Source organism: Pseudomonas sp. YJ42 (assembly GCF_047225135.1).
Taxonomy (GTDB): domain Bacteria; phylum Pseudomonadota; class Gammaproteobacteria; order Pseudomonadales; family Pseudomonadaceae; genus Stutzerimonas; species Stutzerimonas stutzeri_E.
The window spans coordinates 2,971,164-2,989,171 of record NZ_CP178378.1; the positions used below are offsets into that span (position 1 = coordinate 2,971,164).

The following is an 18,008-nucleotide window of genomic DNA, read 5'->3' on the forward strand; positions in this document are numbered from 1 at the left end:
ATGTGTGGCATCGTCGGCGCGGTCGCTGAACGCAACATCACTGCAATTCTGCTCGAAGGCCTCAAGCGCCTCGAGTATCGAGGTTATGACAGCGCTGGCGTTGCCGTGCTGGATGCCAGCGGTCAGCTGAATCGCCTGCGCCGCTCCGGCAAGGTTGCCGAGCTTGAGCTGGCGCAACAACAGGCGCCGCTCGCCGGTCGGCTGGGTATTGCACACACCCGTTGGGCCACCCACGGGGCGCCCTGTGAGCGTAATGCACATCCGCATTTCTCTGGCGAAGACCTGGCGGTGGTGCACAACGGGATCATCGAAAACCACGAAGCCCTGCGCCACCAACTGAGGGCGTTGGGTTATGTGTTCGTTTCCGATACCGATACCGAAGTCATCGTGCATCTGCTGCGCCACAAGCTCGATGAGTTCGGCGATCTGACGGTCGCGCTCAAGGCGGCGGTCAAGGAGCTGCATGGTGCCTATGGCCTGGCCGTGGTCAGCGCCAAGCAGCCCGACCGCCTGCTGGCGGCCCGCAGTGGCAGTCCGCTGGTGATCGGCTTGGGCATGGGCGAGAACTTCCTTGCCTCTGATCAGCTGGCCTTGCGTCAGGTGACTGACCGTTTCATGTATTTGGAAGAAGGCGACATCGCCGAAATCCGTCGCGACAGCGTGCATATCTGGGACGTCGGAGGTCAGCCCGTTGAACGCGAAAGCGTGCAGTACCACGAGGGCGCCGAAGCGGCGGACAAGGGCGAGTACCGTCACTTCATGCTCAAGGAGATCCACGAACAGCCCAAGGTCGTGCAACGCACGCTCGAAGGCCGGCTGGGCGATCATCAGGTGCTGGTGCAGGCCTTCGGTCCGCAGGCCGCCGAGCTGTTCGCCAAGGTGCGCAACGTGCAGATCGTCGCTTGCGGCACCAGCTACCATGCCGGCATGGTTGCACGTTACTGGCTGGAAGAGCTGGCCGGCATCCCCTGCCAGGTCGAAGTGGCCAGCGAGTTTCGCTACCGCAAAGTGGTGGTTCAGCCCGACACGCTGTTCGTGACCATCTCCCAGTCCGGTGAGACAGCCGACTCCCTCGCGGCGCTGCGCAACGCCAAGGCGCGTACGGCCGAGGAGGGCCGTTACCTCGCCAGCCTGGCGATCTGCAACGTCGGTATCAGTTCGCTGGTGCGCGAATCCGATCTCACCCTGCTGACCCAGGCCGGGCCGGAAATCGGCGTGGCGTCCACCAAGGCGTTCACCACCCAGTTGGTCGGCCTGCTGCTGCTGACCCTGTCATTGGGCCAGGTACGCGGCACCCTGGCACCGGCGCTGGAGGCGGAATTGATCGATGAGCTGCGCCGTCTGCCGACGCGTCTGGGCGAGGCGCTCGCCATGGACACCACCGTGGAAAAGATTTCCGAACACTTTGCCGAGAAGCACCACACGTTATTTCTCGGACGCGGTGCGCAATACCCGGTGGCGATGGAGGGGGCGCTCAAGCTCAAGGAAATCTCCTATATCCATGCCGAGGCCTATCCGGCCGGCGAACTCAAGCATGGCCCGCTGGCGCTGGTAGACGCCGATATGCCGGTGGTCACCGTGGCGCCGAACAACGAGCTGCTGGAAAAACTCAAATCCAATCTGCAGGAAGTGCGCGCGCGCGGCGGCGAGCTGATCGTTTTTGCTGACCGGGAAGCGGGCATCGAAAACGGCGAGGGCACCTTCATTGTCAGCATGCCGCACATACACGACGTACTGGCGCCGATTCTCTATACCCTGCCGTTGCAGCTGTTGTCCTATTACGTCGCGGTACTGCGCGGCACCGATGTCGATCAGCCCCGCAACCTGGCCAAGAGCGTAACGGTGGAATAAGCGGCGCCGTTCCGAGCGAGCTCCCTCATCCTCTCCTCCTGGGATACGCTCGCTCGGGGCGGCCAGCGGCATTCCGTTCTGCCAGACGGATGCTGACGCTAGGGGCGGCGTGTCTCACCCCCAACGGCGCGTAGTGCCTCGGCGATGATCATCAAGCGGTCCGCGACGGCGAACTCTCCATCGTTGTCATGCAGATCGAATATTCGCTGAAGGAATGGTTCCGGCGTGCGCAATGCTGCGCCCTAGCTCATCGCGGTGTCGATTTCAGCCGCCCTCATTCGATGATTCAGTGACCGGGAAAGTCGTTGAGGATCGTCGGCGGGCTCCACGCACGCTTGCACACGAATATCCCGCCACCTGAAACGGAAGCAAAAAACCGAGGACACCCGTCGTTCGTTCTCTGGATAACGCAACCACGGGAACTGGAGAAAGCTGATGAGAAAGATCATTGCCATCACCCATGTCACTCTCGACGGCATCATGCAGGCCCCTGGCGGGCCGGAGGAAGATCCGAGGTACGGGTTTCTGCACGGCGGCTGGGTCATGCCGTTCTGGGACGACGCCCTGGGCCAGGCGATCGGCGAGATTCTGTCCGGTGAGTTCGACATGCTCCTGGGGCGGCGCACCTATGAAATCTTTGCAGCATATTGGCCGTACGCTGGCGACAATTACATCGCGACGGCCTTCAACAAGGCCATCAAATACGTCGCCACCTGCAGCCTGGAAAAACTCGAGTGGAACAATTCGCTGGTCATAAACTGCGATGTCATGGCTGGGATCCGCCGGCTGAAAGCAACGGAAGGGCCTGAGGTACATATCTGGGGTAGCGGTGAACTGCTGCAATCGTTGATCGCCGCCGAGCTCATCGATGAATACCGCCTCTGGATCTTCCCGCTGATGCTCGGCGGAGGAAAACGGCTATTCGAACAGGGTGTGCCGCCGCGCAGCCTTACCCTTGTCGACACGCACAGCACGCCGAAGGGCGTCCTCATCAGTACCTATCGACCAGCCGGCCCGCTAGCGCTGGGCGCCACCGAGGCAGATACGCCCTCGGCCGCTGAATTGGCTCGACGCGAAAAGATCGCTGGCGAAGAAACTGACGCATACGAGACGGAGTCGCCGAAGGGCTAATTCGTTCAGAGCATGGCGCGCGCGCGTAGCAGCGCCATGACCTGTTCGGCGAGCACCTCGGGTGACGCTTCGCCCGCTGGCAGGCGCAACTCGGGCGCGCTCGGCGGCTCGTAACGGCTGTCGATGCCGGTGAAGTTAGGCAACTGGCCGGCCCTCGCCTTGCGGTACAGGCCCTTGGGATCGCGCGCTTCGCAGATTTCGAGCGAGGCGTCGACGAAAATCTCGAGAAATTCGCTCGGCTCCATCAACGTGCGCACCATCTGCCGTTCACTGCGGAACGGCGAGATGAAGCTGACCAGCACGATCAGCCCGGCATCCACCATCAGCCGTGCGACTTCTCCCACTCGGCGAATGTTTTCGATTCGATCGGCGTCGCTGAAGCCGAGATCGCGGTTGAGCCCATGGCGCACGTTGTCACCATCCAAAATCATGGTGCGTTTGCCCAGAGCGTGCAGCTGCTGTTCGACCAAGTCCGCCACTGTCGATTTGCCCGCTCCCGACAATCCGGTGAACCACAGGACACACGGCTTCTGACCGTTGATTGCGGCTCGTGCGGCCTTGTCCACCGTCATCGCATGCCGATAAAGATGCGCTTCCGGCTTCGCGCCAACCCGCGGGATTTCCTCGATGCCAGGCGGCTCGGCCTGGTGCAGCGGGGCGCCGGTATGTGCCATGGGGACCTCTTCAATGGGCTGAGTCATCTTCTGGAAACTGCGTCTTCGCCGTAGCCGAAGCGGGCTGCGACCGGACCGGTGATGGTCTGGATGAGCGCCAGCTCCTCGTCGCTGAACGTCGGACGGTAATAGCCGGGGGCGTGCAGTCCTGCTGCGGCGGTGTCCAACCAGTCACCTGTAACGGGCAGGTCACTGTGTTCGAAAACCCGTGCCAGCGTGGTCCTCGGGTCACTGCACAAGGCTTCGTAGCGCACCATCAGGCAAGCTTGGTGTAACGCCTCGTCGTTCGCCAACACATCGGCCACGTAGCTGTAGATGGCTGCCCAGTAGTGCGCCCAGCCTTCCACTTCGCGTCCCGATGCCCAGAGCTCGGTGATCTTGCGGGTCAGGGCGGTGTCGCCGGTATTGATCGCCCGCCGGTCGAGCCCGAATTCATAGTGGCCGACCCTACGCATGTGTTCCAGGGCTCTGGGCTCTGCGTTCTCGCCGGTGACGAACAGGCGGTGCTGCTTGATCAGCGAAGCGATGTGCCAGATCGGATCGCGGATCGCCAGCACGAAGCGGGCTTCGGGATAGAGACGATGTAGGTATCCCAGCCGGACCAGATTGTAGTTTCCCTTGGCGACATAGCGCTGGCGTTTACGCACGGCCAACAGCTTGCGCAGGTGCTCCGCGTAGAAGCGCTCGAACTCGGGATGGACGTGTTGCCCCCCCATGACCGAGCTGTGATCCGGATCGTGAGCGTCGGGGAAAAACGCCATCCAGAGAACCTCCTCGAAGGCTTCCGGACTCTGCGAGGTGATGCTGATGCCGTCCTGGTGCGCACGCTCCCTGGCGACTTCGGTCGCACGTGGCACCATTTCCAGCCAGCGGTTCCACCAATAGGGCGTCAGTACCGGCGGATAGTCGATATAGCGATGGCTGGTCACCTGCGGGTGCGTAGCCAGCTGCTCGAGCAACACGGTGGTGCCTGAACGAGCCAGTCCGGCGATAAAGATCGGCCGATCCACCCGCACATCCTCGATGGCGTCGGCGACCGCCTTGGTCTCCAGATTACCGAGCCGGATCCAGAGCTGCGGATTGCGATGAATCCAACCGCTGAGCAGGTGCATCCAGGTCGGTACCGTGAAACCGGGATCGCGCGTCTCGTGCTTGATGTTGGCGACGTTCAGATCGTTCATTCCACGCGCGCCCAGCGATAGGTGAGCAATGACACCAGCACCATGGTTGGTAGCAGAATGGCCAGCCAGGAGCGCATCCAGGGGGGGCCGAAAGGCAGGTAGGCGCGCTGTGGCAGGTCAATGCTGACGCGCTCCAGGCCGGTTTCGCCGGACAGATAGCCAAGGGGGTTGGCGACCAGCCAGTTCCACCACTGGCGCCGCTCGATCACTGGGATCGGTGCGGTTAAGGCGATTTCCACCAGTTCGCTGCCGGCAACGCCGATGCGGACCAGCGGTATGTCGCTGTCGGCGATCCATTCAGCGAAATCGGGTTCGGGTTCGACCATCATCACCGGGGGATCGTCTCGGTCCGGAAAATCGTAGCTGTAGGTATGATCGATCCAGGTCAGCAGCGCGAGTAGCGGCAACATGGAGAGTAGGGTAGGGATCAGCACCAGGCCAAGATGGCGAAAGGCAGCGCTGAACTGACCCCGGATCAAGGGACCGGCCTCGGCGAATTCGCCGTCGAACTCGTTCAGTCGACGTCGGGCTTCGCGAGCGTCTCGCTTGGCCTGCCCGATCCGTGCCTGGGGCGAGATCAGCCGATACAGCAGCAGAGTGCCGGCGCCGGCCATGATGGCCCAGATGACCAAGCGTGCACCAGCGGGCATCAGCGCAGCCATCAGGCTGTCAATCGCGGCGAATAGCGGTCCGGGCAGATCCAGAATTCCCATGACAATCCTCCCAATCAACCAGCCGCTTGGCTGCTATGTCGGCCGGCCTTCCAGGCGTTGCCCTGGCTCGGCAAGCCGGGTCAGGAGTGCGTGGAATCCCGGCTACGTTCAGGCTCGATGGTGGGGTGCGCGGCTCCCTCAGTGCGCGCCGTAGCGGCGGCCTGTTCGGCCTTGCGCCGCCGGCGCATGCGGCGGATCGGCCACATCACTACGTAGAAGACCGCGACTCCGACTGCCGCCAACAGACCCCACAGCGCCGTCAGGAGCCCCAGCCCAGCGCCTGGACCGACATAGGCGTTAGCAACCAGCGGCAGCGCGGCGGCCGTCACGATAAGAAAATTCATGCTGTTTCGGATGTGCCGTGAATTCATGTCATTCACCTGTTCAGCGACTGATCGATAACGGCGCGGAATGTCGCGTCGAGCGTTTCGTAAGCGATCCGTTGCCCAGATGAGACGATGGGGATAAAGGCTTCGTTATCACCGCCCCGAACCGGGTTGATGAACTCCCAGACGATGTTCCCTTCCTGAGTGACCTCAAACAGGCGCCCGCCATCGGATTCGGTGATCAAGCGGTTGCCGTTGGGCAGTGTTTCCGCAGAGCTGCGGACGTAACTTTCAAAGGGTTGCTCATCGTTTCCTTCGTAACTCCAGACCACTTCATGGGTGCCCGGGTTCACTTCCAGCACCCGGGAAATATTCGCCTCCCGATAGTTGGCCGCATTGTCGAAGAGGGTCATATTTCCGTTCGGCAGCACACGGGCATCGTGCTGGACCAGCCAGGGGCCGGTGGTGGCCCAGGTTGCGACGCCCTGTTGTGGGTCGACCAACGCGATGGTGCTGAGGTTGCGGAACGAGACGAGCACCTGCCCCGGTCGGCCCTTGGCTGGGGCGAAGGCAGCGGTTTGCCGGTCGTCGAGAAAGTGCACGCTGTTGGCATGCAGCGGATCGCCGGTGGCGTAGCTGGGCGTCTGGTACAGCGGCTCGGCGAAGCGCGACTCGAGAAAGGCCTGGGACAGCGATACCTTGCTCAACTCTTTGCCGCTTTCCAGATCCAGGGTCACCAGAAAATCATCCAGCCAAGGGCGTTGGAGACCCTGCAGGCCGGGGATATCTTCCTCGCTGAAGTCATGGGTGAGGGTGACCACCCGACCGTCCGGCGTCAGGTGCAGGTCGTGATGGGCAGCGCCGTGGTAAGCCCAGACCAGCTTGGAGTCGCGATCGATGCGGATCAGGCCGTAGCCCCAAGGCGTGTCGTTATCGGCGGTGATCACCACCAGCAAATCGCCGTTGGGCAGCAGGCGAACCTTGTCCCAGTAAATTCTGTCTTCCGGCCTTGGGGTGCGGCCGGCCGGGCTCTGTTTCCAGATCTCGCGATAGGGCAGCTGCCAGCGGTGAATCACCTTGCCCTGCATATCCATCAGGTTGGCGTAACTGCCATCGCCTGAGGTGTAGACCGTCAGCCCCTCGAACGCGCCCTGCGCATCATGAATGGTTACGCCCCGCTCCTGGCGCCGTGCTTGTCGCCATAGATGCGTCTCGGTGTAGAGATCGGTTTCGGTGAGCTGGGCCAGCGCCGCGTGAGCCGCCTTGTAAGCGTCGTTCAGATAGCGATAAGGAAAGCTCTGCGAAAGCGTGACCAACGCGCCACCCACAAAGGCGATGAAGGCAATGGCAAGGATGAATACAACGAAACCGGCACGATCTGCCTTGTCCATGAACCCCCCTGGTGGGCTGCGATATCGAGTTGGCTGCTGGCCGTTTCTGGCTAACGAAACGGTGAATGCTGCGTGTTGAGACTCGCATAGCCGGACCAGGTTCGCCGTTGCGCCCATAGGGAGCGATCGTTGGGAAGGTGAAGAAGAAATGGCCGGACGGCGCTAAGGCGATGGCGAGGCGGTCGCTTGCAATTCGTACTCGGCGGCCCGGAGAAACCGGCCGAATGCCAGCTGGGTCCCGAGCAGCAGTTGGCCGCGGTCGACGCGCGTTGCTCGTTGCTCGAATTGCGCCAGAAAACGCGGCCACAACGGAATGCCTTCGCCATGAGCGAGGTAGTGCAGTGGACTGCCCGAGCCGCCGGCGCGGACACGCTGGGACAGCACCCGGCCACCGAGCCGCGAGCCTTCCAGCACATAGACGACCCCCCAGTACCAGCCCTCGTCGCTGCCCGGTTGGACACTCAGCGCTGCTGGTAGGGCGATCTGCAGCGCCTGCAGGTCTTGCCGTAACGCCGCGCTGCGGCGCCGTTCGGGCCAATCATTCAGCAGTTGTGCTATCGGGCCCTGTTCGAGTGCCGTTTCCAGGGCGAACAGCGCCGCAGCGTGTGCACGCAGAAAAAGTTCGTAATCATGGCGTTCGCTCAGGTCGAAGCGGGAGAATGCCGTATCGACGCGCTGGTGCAGCGGCGCGCTAGCGTCGCGGAGCCATTGACGCAGGGATGACATCAGGCGGGACTCGTTTCGGTGAGCGCGCCGAGAATCTTGCTGGCCAGATCGTCTTCGCGGAAGGGCTTCTGGATGATCGTCGTGCTGCCCATGCCCAGTTCGCCGAGCTCGGCATAGCCGGTGATGAATACCACGGGCAGCTTCGGGTAACTCGACAGAACGGCGCGGGCCAGCTCGCCGCCGTTCATGCCCGGCATGGCGAAGTCGGCCAGAAGCAGATCCACCGTCGTGCCGTCTTTCAGCAATTGCAGGGCCCGCTGGCCGCTCTCCGCCTGGATCACCGAATAGCCCAGGTTGATCAGCATCTGCGCGGTCACTTCACGTACGCTCTGATCGTCGTCCACCAGCAGGACGGTGTTCGATGCGTCACCGATCGGTGTGCTGTGTGAGTATGCCGGCGCGTCGATCGTCAGCTCCGGAGCCCGAACCCGAGGCAGGTAGACGCTGACGGTAGTACCCACGCCCAGCTCGGTCTCGATCCGCGCGCCACCCCCGGATTGCTTGGCGAAGCCGAACACCTGGGCCAAGCCGAGCCCCGAACCCTTTCCCACCTCTTTGGTGGTGAAAAACGGTTCGAAGGCCTTCTGCAACACCTCGTCGCTCATACCTGAACCGGTATCTCTCACCGACAGCACTACGTACTCGCCGGGCCCCGGCTCTTCGGCACGTTGCGCGGGTGTGTCGATCACCGCGTTGGCGGTACTGAGGGCGAGCCGGCCACCAGAACCCATGGCGTCGCGAGCGTTGATCGCTAGGTTGAGGATGATCATCTCGATCTGGGTCGGATCGACCAGTGCATGCCAGAGCCCGGCGCAGGTGTCGGTTTCGATGGTGACGGAGCCACCAAGCGTGCTGTGCAACAGGCTGAGCATGCCGACCAGCGTGTCGTTGAGGTCCACCGCCTTCGGGGCTAGCTGCTGACGACGAGCGAACGCCAGCAGCTGACTGGTCAGGGTCGCACCGCGCTCGCCGGACTCCTGGATGTATTGCAGGCGGCTCAGCGACTTGGCCAGCGGCCCGCCACGCTCCAGGTCGTTCTTGAGAAAGCTGGCGCTGGTGAGGATCACTGTCAGCAGATTGTTGAAGTCATGCGCGACGCCGGCGGTGAGCTGGCCGACAGCCTCCAGTCGCTGCATCTGCTGAAGGGTCGCCTCGATGCGTTCACGTTCCTTGATCTGTTCCGTCAGCTCGCGGTTGGCCGCCGCGAGCCGGTCGACGGCCGCGATCTCGCTGGTGATGTCGCGTCCCGCGGCGTACATCTTTTCGCCCTCGGGCACGGCGGTCCAGGACAGCCAGCGATAGCTGCCATCGCGGTGCTGCATGCGGTTGACGAAGCGGTCGGTGACTTGGCCCCGGCGAATCCGCTCGGTTTCTTCGAGGGTTGCGCTGAGGTCGTCGGGGTGCACCAGCGCCCAGAGCGGTCGGTCAGTGAGTTTTTCGCGCGGCCAGCCGAGCATGCCTTCCCAGACCGGATTGAGCGCGACGGCCGTGGTATCGAAGCGCATCACCGCGAGCAGGTCGCGTGACAGCTCCCAGGTGCGGTCGCGCTCGCGGGTGCGTGCCTCGACGCGCTCGCCGAGTGTTTCGTTCATGCGCTTGAGCGCTTCGGTGGCCAGTTTCTGTTCGGTGACATCCATCACCACGCCGATGAAGCGCTTGCACGCGCCGTCCTCGAAGAAGCCTTGTCCGCGGGTCTCCACCCAGCGTACCCGCCCGTCGCCGAGCAGAATGCGATAGTCGACGGTGAATTCCTTGTCGCCCTCGTCCGTAAGCGTGTCCCGGACCTTCTCGCGTATGCGCGACAGATCATCCGGATGGCAGAACGACGCCAACGCGGTGATGTTCACCGCTGCGTCGGGTGGCAGACCGAACATGGTGCGACAGCGCTGATCGAGAATCATCGTGCCGCTTGCCAGCTCGTAGTCCCACATGCCCAGGCCCGCCGCATCGATCGCCAGACGAGCGCGCACCTCCACTTCGCGCAGCGCCTCTTCGGCGCGCAGGCGTCCGTGGCGTTCCTGCACCTCGCTCAGAGCCCGCTCGACCGCTTTGGGCAAAAAATTCAGGTTCTGTTTGAGCACGTAATCAACGGCGCCGGAGCGCATCATGTTGACCGCGTGCTCCTCGCCGAATACGCCGGAGAGGAAAATGAAGGGGGTGTCGGGGGCCAGTTGCTTGGCGTCCTGCAGGGCCTGGCTGCCGGAATAACCCGGCAGGATCAAGTCCGAAAGAATCAGATCGAAACGCCGTCGTTGCAGTGCCTCGACAACGCCGGCACGGTCGTAGACGACTTCCGTCTCGATGATGTAATGGTTTCGTTCGAGCGTCAGGAGCGCCAGCTCGGCATCGTGCGGGCTGTCTTCAACGAACAGGAGGCTGATGTTTTTTTTCGGTGGCATAACCATCCTGTTGCGGGTGTCGCACGGCTTGATAAAAGTCTGCTTCTGAGTCGCTCAAAGTCGCTGCCTTTCAGCTCTGCTCCTCATCGTCCTGGCGATCCCGGCGTTGGCGTTGCAGCCGCAACGATCCCGGCGGCGGCTCGTTGAGCACAGCCCAGAAGATACCGAGGTCGGAAATGGCGGCCACGAAGTCCCGGAATTCGACCGGTTTGACCACGTAAGCGTTCACCCCCAATTCATAGGCCTTCGTCAGGTCGGGTTCCTCACGCGAGGACGTCAGCATCACCACCGGTATGCTGCGCAGCTCAGGGGTCTCGCGAACAATTTTCAGCACCTCAAGCCCGTCTACTTTGGGCAACTTGAGGTCTAGCAGCAGCACGGCCGGATTGCCATCGGCGCGATGGGCATAGTCGCCGCGACGCAGCAGGTAATCGAGTGACTCGGCGCCATCGCGCATGACAATCACATCGTTGGCCAGTTGACTGCGCTCGAGCGCGACCAGCGTCAGCTCGAGGTCGTGAGGATTGTCTTCTACCAAAAGAATCGGTTTGAGCATCAAAGGTCTCGTACTAAAGGGATGACGCGTAAGCGAGGCGAGGCAGTGAAAAGAAGAAGGTAGCGCCCTGGTCGACTTCGCCGTTCGCCCAGACCTGCCCATCGTGGCGCTCGATGATACGTCGCACGCTGGCCAGCCCGATTCCGGTGCCTTCGAACTCCTCCATCCGATGCAGGCGCTGGAAGACGCCGAATAGCTTGTTGGCGTATTGCATGTTGAAGCCGACACCGTTATCGCGAACGTAAACGATGGTTTCTTCGGCGCGCTGTTCGGCGCCTATCTCGATGACCGCCTGCTCACGCGTGCGGCTGTACTTGAGCGCATTGGAAATCAGGTTGCGCAGGGCCATGTGGATGAACGCGGCGTCGGCGACCACGACGGGCATGGACTGAACGTGCCATTCTATCTGCCGGCCTTCGCAGTCCGGCGCCAACTCCCGACGGATGGATTCGACCAGCGCGCTGAGATTCACGTCGGACAGGCGCAGCGCGGCGCGGCCCATCTGGGAGAAACTCAGTAGATTGTCGACGAGCGTGCCAGCGAAACGGGCGGCATCGCCGATGTTGTCAAGGAAGCGCAGGCCACGATCGCTGAGTTTGCTGCCTTCGAGCTCGCCCAACAGCTCGGCATAGCCGGCGATATGCCGCAGCGGCGCGCGCAGATCATGCGAGACGCTGTAGGAGAACGACTCCAGCTCTTTGTTGCTTTCACGCAGCTCACCGGCGAGCTGGGCCATTTCTTCGGCCTTACGCAGCACGATGCCGAGCACTGCGGTGCGCAGTTCGAGTGCACCTTCCAGCTCCACCGGTTGCCAGGGCTGGGCGTAGCCACGCACCGTCTCGCGCCAGCTCTCGAAACTGTCGCGCGGGGACAATCCGCCGCGACCGTCAAACTGCTTGCCCGTCTGACCGGCCCAGTTCACGGTCTTGATCTGCTCACGACGGAACCACAGCAGGTAATGCGGATGCAGGCGCGAAATCGACACCGCCAGCAGGCCCGCACAATGCGCGGCCAGTTCCGGCACGGCGGGAATGTCGCGAGAAACGCAATCGGAACTGAACACCAGACGCTCATGCTGCTGCGACAGCCATAGCGTCAAGGCGGTCAGCAATTCGGGAGGAGGTGTCTCACCGATGATTTCGTGGGATTCGCCCGAGACGATGGCGGCGCCGTCGGCACTGGCGAATCCGAGTACGGCGGCCGGAAGATTCTTGAAGCCTTCGATGACGCTGTCGCGGTCGGCCATTGCCGAAAGCAGCTCGACGATCTGGCGACGTAATTCCAGCTTGCGCTGGGCCAGCGCCGCCGCCTCCTTGGCTTCGATCTGCAGCGAAAGAATTCGCCCCAACAGCTCGCAAGCCGTGCGGGTCTGATAACCCACGGTGCGCGGCGCGGCGTCATGGCAAGAGATCATGCCCCAGAGCTCGCCCTGCACGACGATGGAAATCGACATCGTCGCGAGCGTGCCCATGTTGCGCATGTACTGTAGGTGTACCGGCGACACGCTGCGAAGCGAGGCGAAGCTCAGATCCAGCGGTTCACCCGTGTCCGGATTGAGCGCGGGTACCAGCGGGGAGGGTCGGTAGTTGGCGTCCTGGATCACGCGGATCAGGTTGTTGCGGTAGAGCTGGCGTGCCTGTGGCGGAATATCCGAAGCTGGAAAGTGCAGCCCCAGATAGCGCGGGTAACCTTCGTCGGCTTCTTCTGCCAGTACCACGCCGTTGCCTTGGGCATCGAAGCGGTAAGCCTTGACCCGACCGAAGCCGGTGATGCGTTTGACTTCGCGCACGGCCAGTTGGCAGATGAATTCAAGCGCCTGCGCTTCTTGCAGCTGCACCACGAAGGTTCGCATCAGCGGATAGAGCGTGTCGTAGGCCTTGCCGGAACTGCCCGCGGCCTCGAACTCGACGATGAGCCGGCCCGCGTAGCGGTGGGCCATCAAGGCGAATGTCGGCCGGTCATTGCTACCCGGCAGCGTGAAACTGATGTCGCTCAGGTGGAACGGATTGTGATCGTCTTCGGCCAGCGCAGCCAGGCGTTCGGCGAAGCCGCACTCACCGATGAGCTCGGCGAGGGGCTGGCCGAGCAACGCATGGGCTTCGACGCCGAGCCACTGCAAGACATTGTCGCTGGCTTGAACGATGGTCAGCTGAGGTTCGCGGAGCACCAGCAGAAACCCATGGGGTTGAATACTGCCGGGGATGTGGATGGGTTCTTCAGCGCACTGGGCGAGCGCCTCTGTGAGCCTGTCGCTTGCTGGGGTGGATGCCACGATATCTCCTAGTCGAGCCCGAGCGGGCTGAACGATGAGCAGGCATCCATGCGGCTATTCAGGTCGGTGCCTGCTTCGTAACGCTTGCATGGGCACACCGGATTTTCGAGCGGAGGCCACTTTAGCGCGACTGGTACTGGCTAGCCAATGCGAGGGCTTGTATAAACGGCGCATTCCAGGCGACTGCAGAGGGGGGATTGTCATGGAAGAGGTGATCGAGCAACTGCGTGAGCTCAACGAACCGGTACCGGTTCCGTTGGAGCTCCCGGACGACGACCGGCTGGTCGAGGTCGAGGAAGAGCTGTTGATCAACCTGCCGTTCGGTTTGCGTGAATTCCTGCTGACGGTCAGCGACGTGGTCTATGGCCGGCTGGAGCCGGTGACCGCGGCCGACCCACAGTCGCACACCTATTTGCCGGAAGTGGCCGCCAACGCCTGGGACGCTGGCGTGGCGCGCGACCTGCTGCCGATCTGCCAGGACGGGCCGGATTATTACGTGGTCGATCTCGAAGGCGAGGTCATGCTGTTCGACGGCGACGAGCACGAGTTGACCGACGAGAGCTGGGAGTCGGTGTGGCACTGGGCGCGCGACGTCTGGCTGGAAAGTTGAGCGGCCAGGCCCACGTCTGCGGGCGCATATCGCCCATATCGGGCCGGCACGTGCCGTTCGCGGCGATCTCCCATGGAGCGCAACGTCCATGGTGACGCTCGGCAATCTGTTCATCTTTCTCTTGCTGCTAACCGGTGTCGCCTGGCTTTGGCATGCGCATGGCATCCGTGAGCGCGCGCTGGCAGCGGTGCGGCGCCACTGCAAGACGATGGATGTCGAGCTGCTGGACGGCAATGTGGCGTTTCGCCGTCTGGGAGTGATTCGTGACGCACGGGGACAACGCCGTTTCGCACGGGTCTACGGTTTCGAATTCACCGTCACCGGAGAGCAACGCCATCAGGGCAGCATCGTCATGTTCGGTGCCCGTCCAGGATCGATCGAGATGGAGGCGCACCCCTTTCATGCGCCACCTGATTCGGGACGAGTGATCCAGTTGGACGAGTGGCGCCGTCGCGGCGAGTGAGCCTGCGTTAGAGTCGACAGGCCGCCATTGCTGCCATCAGACGCTCTTGGTCTTGGGGCTCGTCGAAAATCAGTTCGAGCCTCGAATCCTTCCGCCATTCGCTGGGCTCGAACCGCAGCGGCTCGCCGGCCAGTGCGTTAGCCGAGCGCCAGCCATCGGGCCCGTGCACGACCAGCTTCGCTCTGCGCCAGTTGAGACTACCGAGCCATTGGGCTATGTCTTGCAGATCGAAATGCTGGCTCGGATGCCAGCGCCAGCCGATGCTCCAGCCATCCGCGCCGCCCTGGCTCTGGGAGAAGGGCTGTTGCGGATCCAGCCAGACGCCACCGGTTACGCCGGCGGTAGCGGGCAAAGGCATTTCAAGCTCGTCATGGGCCATGCCGGCTTGTCTGTCGATGCCGGGCAGTTCGGTGATCGGCAGAGCGCCCTCACGTGTCCAGCGCAGGGGTAGCGCGGGCAGCCGCGTAGCGAGGTGCTGGCGATCGGTCTGAGTCAGCTGTTCGCACTTGTTCAGCAGCAACAAGCCGCTGCTCTGTAGCGCTTGTTGCTGGCTCGGCGGCAACGGCTCACCACGCGCCAGAGCTGCGGCGTCGAGCACGGTGACGCACGGCTGTAACGCCAGAACTTCGTGCCAGGGTGGCGCACTGAGTTGCTTCAGCAGCTCGGACGGATGCCCCAGTCCTGAGGGCTCGATCAGCAGCCGATCCGGTTTGGCCTTGCGCAGCAAGCGGCTCAGGCCGACCTGGAACGGCACGCCATTGATGCAACACAGGCAGCCACCGGCGATTTCGGCCAGGCTGATACCGGTGTCATCGGTGGTCAGCAGCGCGGCGTCGATTCCAATCTGGCCGAACTCGTTGATCAGCACGGCCCAGCGTTCGCTGGCGGGCTTCTGCGCCAGCAGCGAGCGGATCAGACTGGTCTTGCCGGCGCCGAGCGGTCCGCAGATTACATGGGTAGGTATGTGGGTCAGCATGTGGGCTATGGTGCGCATTCGGTGGCTGGGGTGGAAGCGATTTCAGGATCTGCGTGCTAGAGTCGCGGCGGGTAGATCAAGGGTACCGTTCGATGCGTTCAATGTGTTTTCTGTTGCTGTCGCTGACCATCGCTGGACAGGCGTGGGCCGAGGGTTGCGTGATCCACAGCCAGGATGAGCGGATCGAGGTGAAGCTCTGTCAGCAGAATCGCACGATCCCGGCGGAACTGTTTCGCTCCGGCTTCTGCCAACCGCAACTCAAGGACCAAGAGGTGGAAGTCGCTTTCGTCGAGCAATGCCCCACCGGCGCCTTTGGTATCTGCCGTAATGCCCAGGTCTCCAATATGCCCTATCGGCAAGATATTCATTATTACGGCGTCGCCAGCGACGCACGCTTTCTCCAGCCAGCCTGCGAGCAGACCAGCGGCGGTGAATGGGCTGAAGAATAGCGTGGGGCAGGCTGATGCCCATGGGTTCCACGTGAAACCTTCGCTATTTTCTCGGCTTGAGCGTGCCGCAATCGGTGCCCAGCCACTTCCCGCGTGATTGCATGCGGCTGCTGCCCTGCTGCGTGCCGACCCGATAATCGCTTTCGATCGTGCTGACCACCTCTCGCTCGCTGATCAGCTGGGTCTCGCCGTGCCCCTTGGCGTCAGGGCATTCGAAGCTGAATTTCCACAGATTGTCGGTCTGTTCGACGAGTTTCTGGCTGCAGCCGGGCTCATCCTGAAATGGCAGTTCACGGGATTTCACCTGCGCTTCGCTCAGGCACATGCGCACCCCGCCAGAGCCCAGCTCGACGCCTTGCGCCGCAAGCATGTCTTCCATCATTTTCTTTTGCTCAGGCGGCAAGCCTTTCATCTGCTCGAGCATTTCCGCCATGCCTGGCATCTGCGTGCCATCCACTTCGATGTTGTCACTGGAAAACTCCCAAAGCCCAGGAAGCATTTCCAGCGCCTGAACAGGGAGTGAGCCAAGCAGTAACGCAGCAGCGCAGAGGTGAATGATGGGTTTCATCTCGAGACTCCAAAGTGATGTCCGTAAAGCCTAGCCGAGTCAGAAAAACCCGAGTGGTGTTGAGTCATGCGTGTCGACGCGCGAGGGGCATAGCTTTGTGTTTATGAGAAGCGTTAGCATTAACGCTTCTCAAGGCGAAGGGTACGACCATGGCGACCGAGGGTATGGTCAGACATGAGCTGGTGCATCGGCTGTATGTCGACCATCAAGGCTGGCTGAACGGCTGGTTGCGGCGTCAGCTCGGCTGCAGCCAGAAGGCCGCCGATCTGGCGCAGGACACCTTTGTTCGCGTATTGAGCAAAGACCATGGTCTGGAACCCATTCGCGAACCTCGCGCCTACCTGCACACCATCGCCAAGGGGTTGCTGATCAATCACTGGCGACGCAAGCAGATCGAGCAGGCCTATCTGGACGCGCTCGCTTTGCAGCCGGAGGCGGTCATGCCGTCGCCCGAATCCCAGGCGCTGATCGTCGAAACGCTGATGCAGGTCGATACGATGCTGACGCGTCTACCTTACAAGGTGCGTCGCGCATTCCTGCTGTCGCAGTTGCACGGGTTGACCTATGCGGCCATCGCCGTCGAGCTCGATGTGTCCGAGCGAATGGTTAAGAAGTATATGGCGCAGGCCATGCTGCATTGCCTGATGCTGGCCGAGGAGGCGCCATGAGCCTCGACTATCAGGTGCTGCAAGCGGCGGCGCAGTGGTTCGCGGTGCTGCAGTCCGATTCGGTCAGCGAGGCCGATCGCGAGGCCTGGCGCGCCTGGCTCTCGACGCCGGAACATGCCCGGGCCTGGCAGCGGGTGGAGCGGATCAGCGGACGTCTGGAGCCCTTGGCCGGCGATCCGTTCAGCCCCGCAGCGACGGCTTTATTGCGCTCGGGACAGCCAACTCGGCGACAGGCGCTGAAAACCCTGTCGATTCTTTGCGGAGGCGGCGCGCTGGCCCTGGCCACGGGCGCGGTGCCTTGGCGAAGCTGGGCGGCGGACCAGCGCACGGCTGTTGGAGAGGTGCGCAACTGGCGCCTGGATGATGGCTCGCGGCTGTGGCTGAATACCGACAGCGCGGTGGATGTCGTCTTCGAAGAGCGCACCCGTCAGCTCTCGTTGTACCGCGGCGAATTGCTGATGCAGGCGGCCGCCGAGCCTCGTCCGCTGGTGCTGCAAACGGCCGAACGCAGGTTACGGGCGCATGGCGTTACCCGGTTTTCGGTACTGCAACGTGACGGCAGCTCCCAGCTCAGTGTGTTCGACGGCACGGTCGAAGTCATGCCCAGCGGGCAGGGGGGCGCGCGTACCGTCATGAGCGGCCAGCAAGTCGCTTTCGACAGCCGTCACATCGAACCCGAACGTTCCGTGCAGGCGGGCCGGCAGTCCTGGACCAATGGTGTTCTGGTGGCCGATAACCTGCGCCTCGACGCGTTCGTCGCCGAGCTGGCGCGTTATCGCCAGGGCTATCTCGGTTGCGATCCGCGTGTAGCGGGCTTGCGCGTGGTGGGCGCCTATCCCCTGGCGGACACCGATCGAGTGCTGGACGTGTTGGCGGACACCCTGGCGCTTCGCATCAATCGCCGGCTGCCTTGGTGGGTGAGCCTCGAACCTGCGGAACAGCGTTCCAGTGCCTGATTAAACACGAATGCAAAAAAATTCGTATCTGCAGTTCCCTTTTTGCGATGTCACGGGGCTTAACGGCAACGATCACGATTTTGCCTTTCGCAAAAAGG

Annotated in this window: 18 protein-coding genes; 7 read left to right on the forward strand and 11 right to left on the reverse strand. The window is 62.5% G+C overall.

The features are described from left to right. A complete protein-coding gene (glmS, locus tag ACL0K2_RS13695; RefSeq protein WP_045164324.1) occupies window positions 1-1,851 on the forward strand; it encodes a glutamine--fructose-6-phosphate transaminase (isomerizing) in 1,851 nt (616 codons plus the stop codon). A gap of 435 nt (window positions 1,852-2,286) precedes the next feature. Further along, window positions 2,287-2,982: a dihydrofolate reductase family protein gene (locus ACL0K2_RS13700; RefSeq protein ID WP_045164323.1), complete on the forward strand. Its 696-nt coding sequence runs from the start codon at window positions 2,287-2,289 to the stop codon at window positions 2,980-2,982. Between the two features lie 5 nt (window positions 2,983-2,987). Here ACL0K2_RS13700 and cysC read toward each other — a convergent pair whose 3' ends face one another. The 9 genes from cysC to ACL0K2_RS13745 form a co-directional block, all read right to left on the reverse strand. Next, window positions 2,988-3,656 carry an adenylyl-sulfate kinase gene (cysC, locus tag ACL0K2_RS13705; RefSeq protein WP_413042843.1) on the reverse strand — a complete coding sequence of 223 codons (669 nt, stop codon included), beginning with the start codon at window positions 3,654-3,656 and terminating at the stop codon, window positions 2,988-2,990. A gap of 23 nt (window positions 3,657-3,679) precedes the next feature. Continuing rightward, window positions 3,680-4,837 carry a sulfotransferase family protein gene (locus tag ACL0K2_RS13710; RefSeq protein ID WP_413042844.1) on the reverse strand — a complete coding sequence of 386 codons (1,158 nt, stop codon included), beginning with the start codon at window positions 4,835-4,837 and terminating at the stop codon, window positions 3,680-3,682. Beyond that, window positions 4,834-5,550: a hypothetical protein gene (locus tag ACL0K2_RS13715; protein WP_045164321.1), complete on the reverse strand. Its 717-nt coding sequence runs from the start codon at window positions 5,548-5,550 to the stop codon at window positions 4,834-4,836. The genes ACL0K2_RS13710 and ACL0K2_RS13715 overlap by 4 nt, the downstream gene beginning before the upstream one ends. Before the next feature lie 80 nt (window positions 5,551-5,630). Then, window positions 5,631-5,894, reverse strand: a complete 264-nt coding sequence (locus ACL0K2_RS13720; RefSeq protein WP_239611393.1) for a hypothetical protein — start codon at window positions 5,892-5,894, stop codon at window positions 5,631-5,633. 32 nt (window positions 5,895-5,926) lie between these two features. Continuing rightward, window positions 5,927-7,267 carry an arylsulfotransferase family protein gene (locus ACL0K2_RS13725; RefSeq protein ID WP_045164319.1) on the reverse strand — a complete coding sequence of 447 codons (1,341 nt, stop codon included), beginning with the start codon at window positions 7,265-7,267 and terminating at the stop codon, window positions 5,927-5,929. Window positions 7,268-7,429: 162 nt separating this feature from the next. Next, window positions 7,430-7,993, reverse strand: a complete 564-nt coding sequence (locus tag ACL0K2_RS13730; RefSeq protein ID WP_413042845.1) for a biliverdin-producing heme oxygenase — start codon at window positions 7,991-7,993, stop codon at window positions 7,430-7,432. Then, entirely contained in the window at window positions 7,993-10,392 is a 2,400-nt protein-coding gene (locus tag ACL0K2_RS13735; protein ID WP_413042846.1) for a response regulator, read from the reverse strand. Before ACL0K2_RS13735 ends, ACL0K2_RS13730 begins: the two co-directional genes overlap by 1 nt. A gap of 70 nt (window positions 10,393-10,462) precedes the next feature. Further along, window positions 10,463-10,948, reverse strand: coding sequence for a response regulator (locus tag ACL0K2_RS13740; protein ID WP_045164316.1), 486 nt, complete (start codon window positions 10,946-10,948; stop codon window positions 10,463-10,465). Between the two features lie 13 nt (window positions 10,949-10,961). Next, window positions 10,962-13,220: an ATP-binding protein gene (locus ACL0K2_RS13745; RefSeq protein ID WP_413042847.1), complete on the reverse strand. Its 2,259-nt coding sequence runs from the start codon at window positions 13,218-13,220 to the stop codon at window positions 10,962-10,964. A gap of 202 nt (window positions 13,221-13,422) precedes the next feature. On the opposite strand from ACL0K2_RS13745, the gene ACL0K2_RS13750 reads away from it, so the two are divergent. Further along, entirely contained in the window at window positions 13,423-13,830 is a 408-nt protein-coding gene (locus ACL0K2_RS13750) for an SMI1/KNR4 family protein (protein WP_045164314.1), read from the forward strand. 88 nt (window positions 13,831-13,918) lie between these two features. Then, window positions 13,919-14,293, forward strand: a complete 375-nt coding sequence (locus ACL0K2_RS13755; protein WP_045164313.1) for a DUF3301 domain-containing protein — start codon at window positions 13,919-13,921, stop codon at window positions 14,291-14,293. 7 nt (window positions 14,294-14,300) lie between these two features. Here the strand turns inward: ACL0K2_RS13755 and ACL0K2_RS13760 are convergent, their stop codons facing one another. Beyond that, window positions 14,301-15,269 (reverse strand): CobW family GTP-binding protein, encoded by a 969-nt coding sequence (locus ACL0K2_RS13760; RefSeq protein WP_413044472.1) that lies wholly within the window; start codon window positions 15,267-15,269, stop codon window positions 14,301-14,303. 92 nt (window positions 15,270-15,361) lie between these two features. On the opposite strand from ACL0K2_RS13760, the gene ACL0K2_RS13765 reads away from it, so the two are divergent. Beyond that, the gene (locus ACL0K2_RS13765) at window positions 15,362-15,718 is read left to right on the forward strand and encodes a hypothetical protein (RefSeq protein WP_045164311.1); all 357 of its coding nucleotides are present in this window, start codon (window positions 15,362-15,364) and stop codon (window positions 15,716-15,718) included. Between the two features lie 43 nt (window positions 15,719-15,761). Here ACL0K2_RS13765 and ACL0K2_RS13770 read toward each other — a convergent pair whose 3' ends face one another. Beyond that, the gene (locus ACL0K2_RS13770; RefSeq protein WP_045164310.1) at window positions 15,762-16,286 is read right to left on the reverse strand and encodes a DUF3617 domain-containing protein; all 525 of its coding nucleotides are present in this window, start codon (window positions 16,284-16,286) and stop codon (window positions 15,762-15,764) included. Window positions 16,287-16,435: 149 nt separating this feature from the next. On the opposite strand from ACL0K2_RS13770, the gene ACL0K2_RS13775 reads away from it, so the two are divergent. Both ACL0K2_RS13775 and ACL0K2_RS13780 read left to right on the forward strand, forming a co-directional pair. Next, complete coding sequence (locus ACL0K2_RS13775) at window positions 16,436-16,954, forward strand: sigma-70 family RNA polymerase sigma factor (protein ID WP_239611391.1); 519 nt, start codon at window positions 16,436-16,438, stop codon at window positions 16,952-16,954. Continuing rightward, window positions 16,951-17,910 (forward strand): FecR domain-containing protein, encoded by a 960-nt coding sequence (locus ACL0K2_RS13780; RefSeq protein WP_413042848.1) that lies wholly within the window; start codon window positions 16,951-16,953, stop codon window positions 17,908-17,910. The genes ACL0K2_RS13775 and ACL0K2_RS13780 overlap by 4 nt, the downstream gene beginning before the upstream one ends. Window positions 17,911-18,008 lie beyond the last annotated feature (98 nt).

Coding starts and splice junctions, on each gene's coding strand:
- glmS (WP_045164324.1), top strand. CDS start 1: ATGTGTGGCATCGTCGGCGCGGTCGCTGAACGCAACATCACTGCAATT.
- ACL0K2_RS13700 (WP_045164323.1), top strand. CDS start 2,287: ATGAGAAAGATCATTGCCATCACCCATGTCACTCTCGACGGCATCATG.
- cysC (WP_413042843.1), bottom strand. CDS start 3,656: ATGGCACATACCGGCGCCCCGCTGCACCAGGCCGAGCCGCCTGGCATC.
- ACL0K2_RS13710 (WP_413042844.1), bottom strand. CDS start 4,837: ATGAACGATCTGAACGTCGCCAACATCAAGCACGAGACGCGCGATCCC.
- ACL0K2_RS13715 (WP_045164321.1), bottom strand. CDS start 5,550: ATGGGAATTCTGGATCTGCCCGGACCGCTATTCGCCGCGATTGACAGC.
- ACL0K2_RS13720 (WP_239611393.1), bottom strand. CDS start 5,894: ATGAATTTTCTTATCGTGACGGCCGCCGCGCTGCCGCTGGTTGCTAAC.
- ACL0K2_RS13725 (WP_045164319.1), bottom strand. CDS start 7,267: ATGGACAAGGCAGATCGTGCCGGTTTCGTTGTATTCATCCTTGCCATT.
- ACL0K2_RS13730 (WP_413042845.1), bottom strand. CDS start 7,993: ATGTCATCCCTGCGTCAATGGCTCCGCGACGCTAGCGCGCCGCTGCAC.
- ACL0K2_RS13735 (WP_413042846.1), bottom strand. CDS start 10,392: ATGCCACCGAAAAAAAACATCAGCCTCCTGTTCGTTGAAGACAGCCCG.
- ACL0K2_RS13740 (WP_045164316.1), bottom strand. CDS start 10,948: ATGCTCAAACCGATTCTTTTGGTAGAAGACAATCCTCACGACCTCGAG.
- ACL0K2_RS13750 (WP_045164314.1), top strand. CDS start 13,423: ATGGAAGAGGTGATCGAGCAACTGCGTGAGCTCAACGAACCGGTACCG.
- ACL0K2_RS13755 (WP_045164313.1), top strand. CDS start 13,919: ATGGTGACGCTCGGCAATCTGTTCATCTTTCTCTTGCTGCTAACCGGT.
- ACL0K2_RS13760 (WP_413044472.1), bottom strand. CDS start 15,269: ATGCTGACCCACATACCTACCCATGTAATCTGCGGACCGCTCGGCGCC.
- ACL0K2_RS13765 (WP_045164311.1), top strand. CDS start 15,362: ATGCGTTCAATGTGTTTTCTGTTGCTGTCGCTGACCATCGCTGGACAG.
- ACL0K2_RS13770 (WP_045164310.1), bottom strand. CDS start 16,286: ATGAAACCCATCATTCACCTCTGCGCTGCTGCGTTACTGCTTGGCTCA.
- ACL0K2_RS13775 (WP_239611391.1), top strand. CDS start 16,436: ATGGCGACCGAGGGTATGGTCAGACATGAGCTGGTGCATCGGCTGTAT.
- ACL0K2_RS13780 (WP_413042848.1), top strand. CDS start 16,951: ATGAGCCTCGACTATCAGGTGCTGCAAGCGGCGGCGCAGTGGTTCGCG.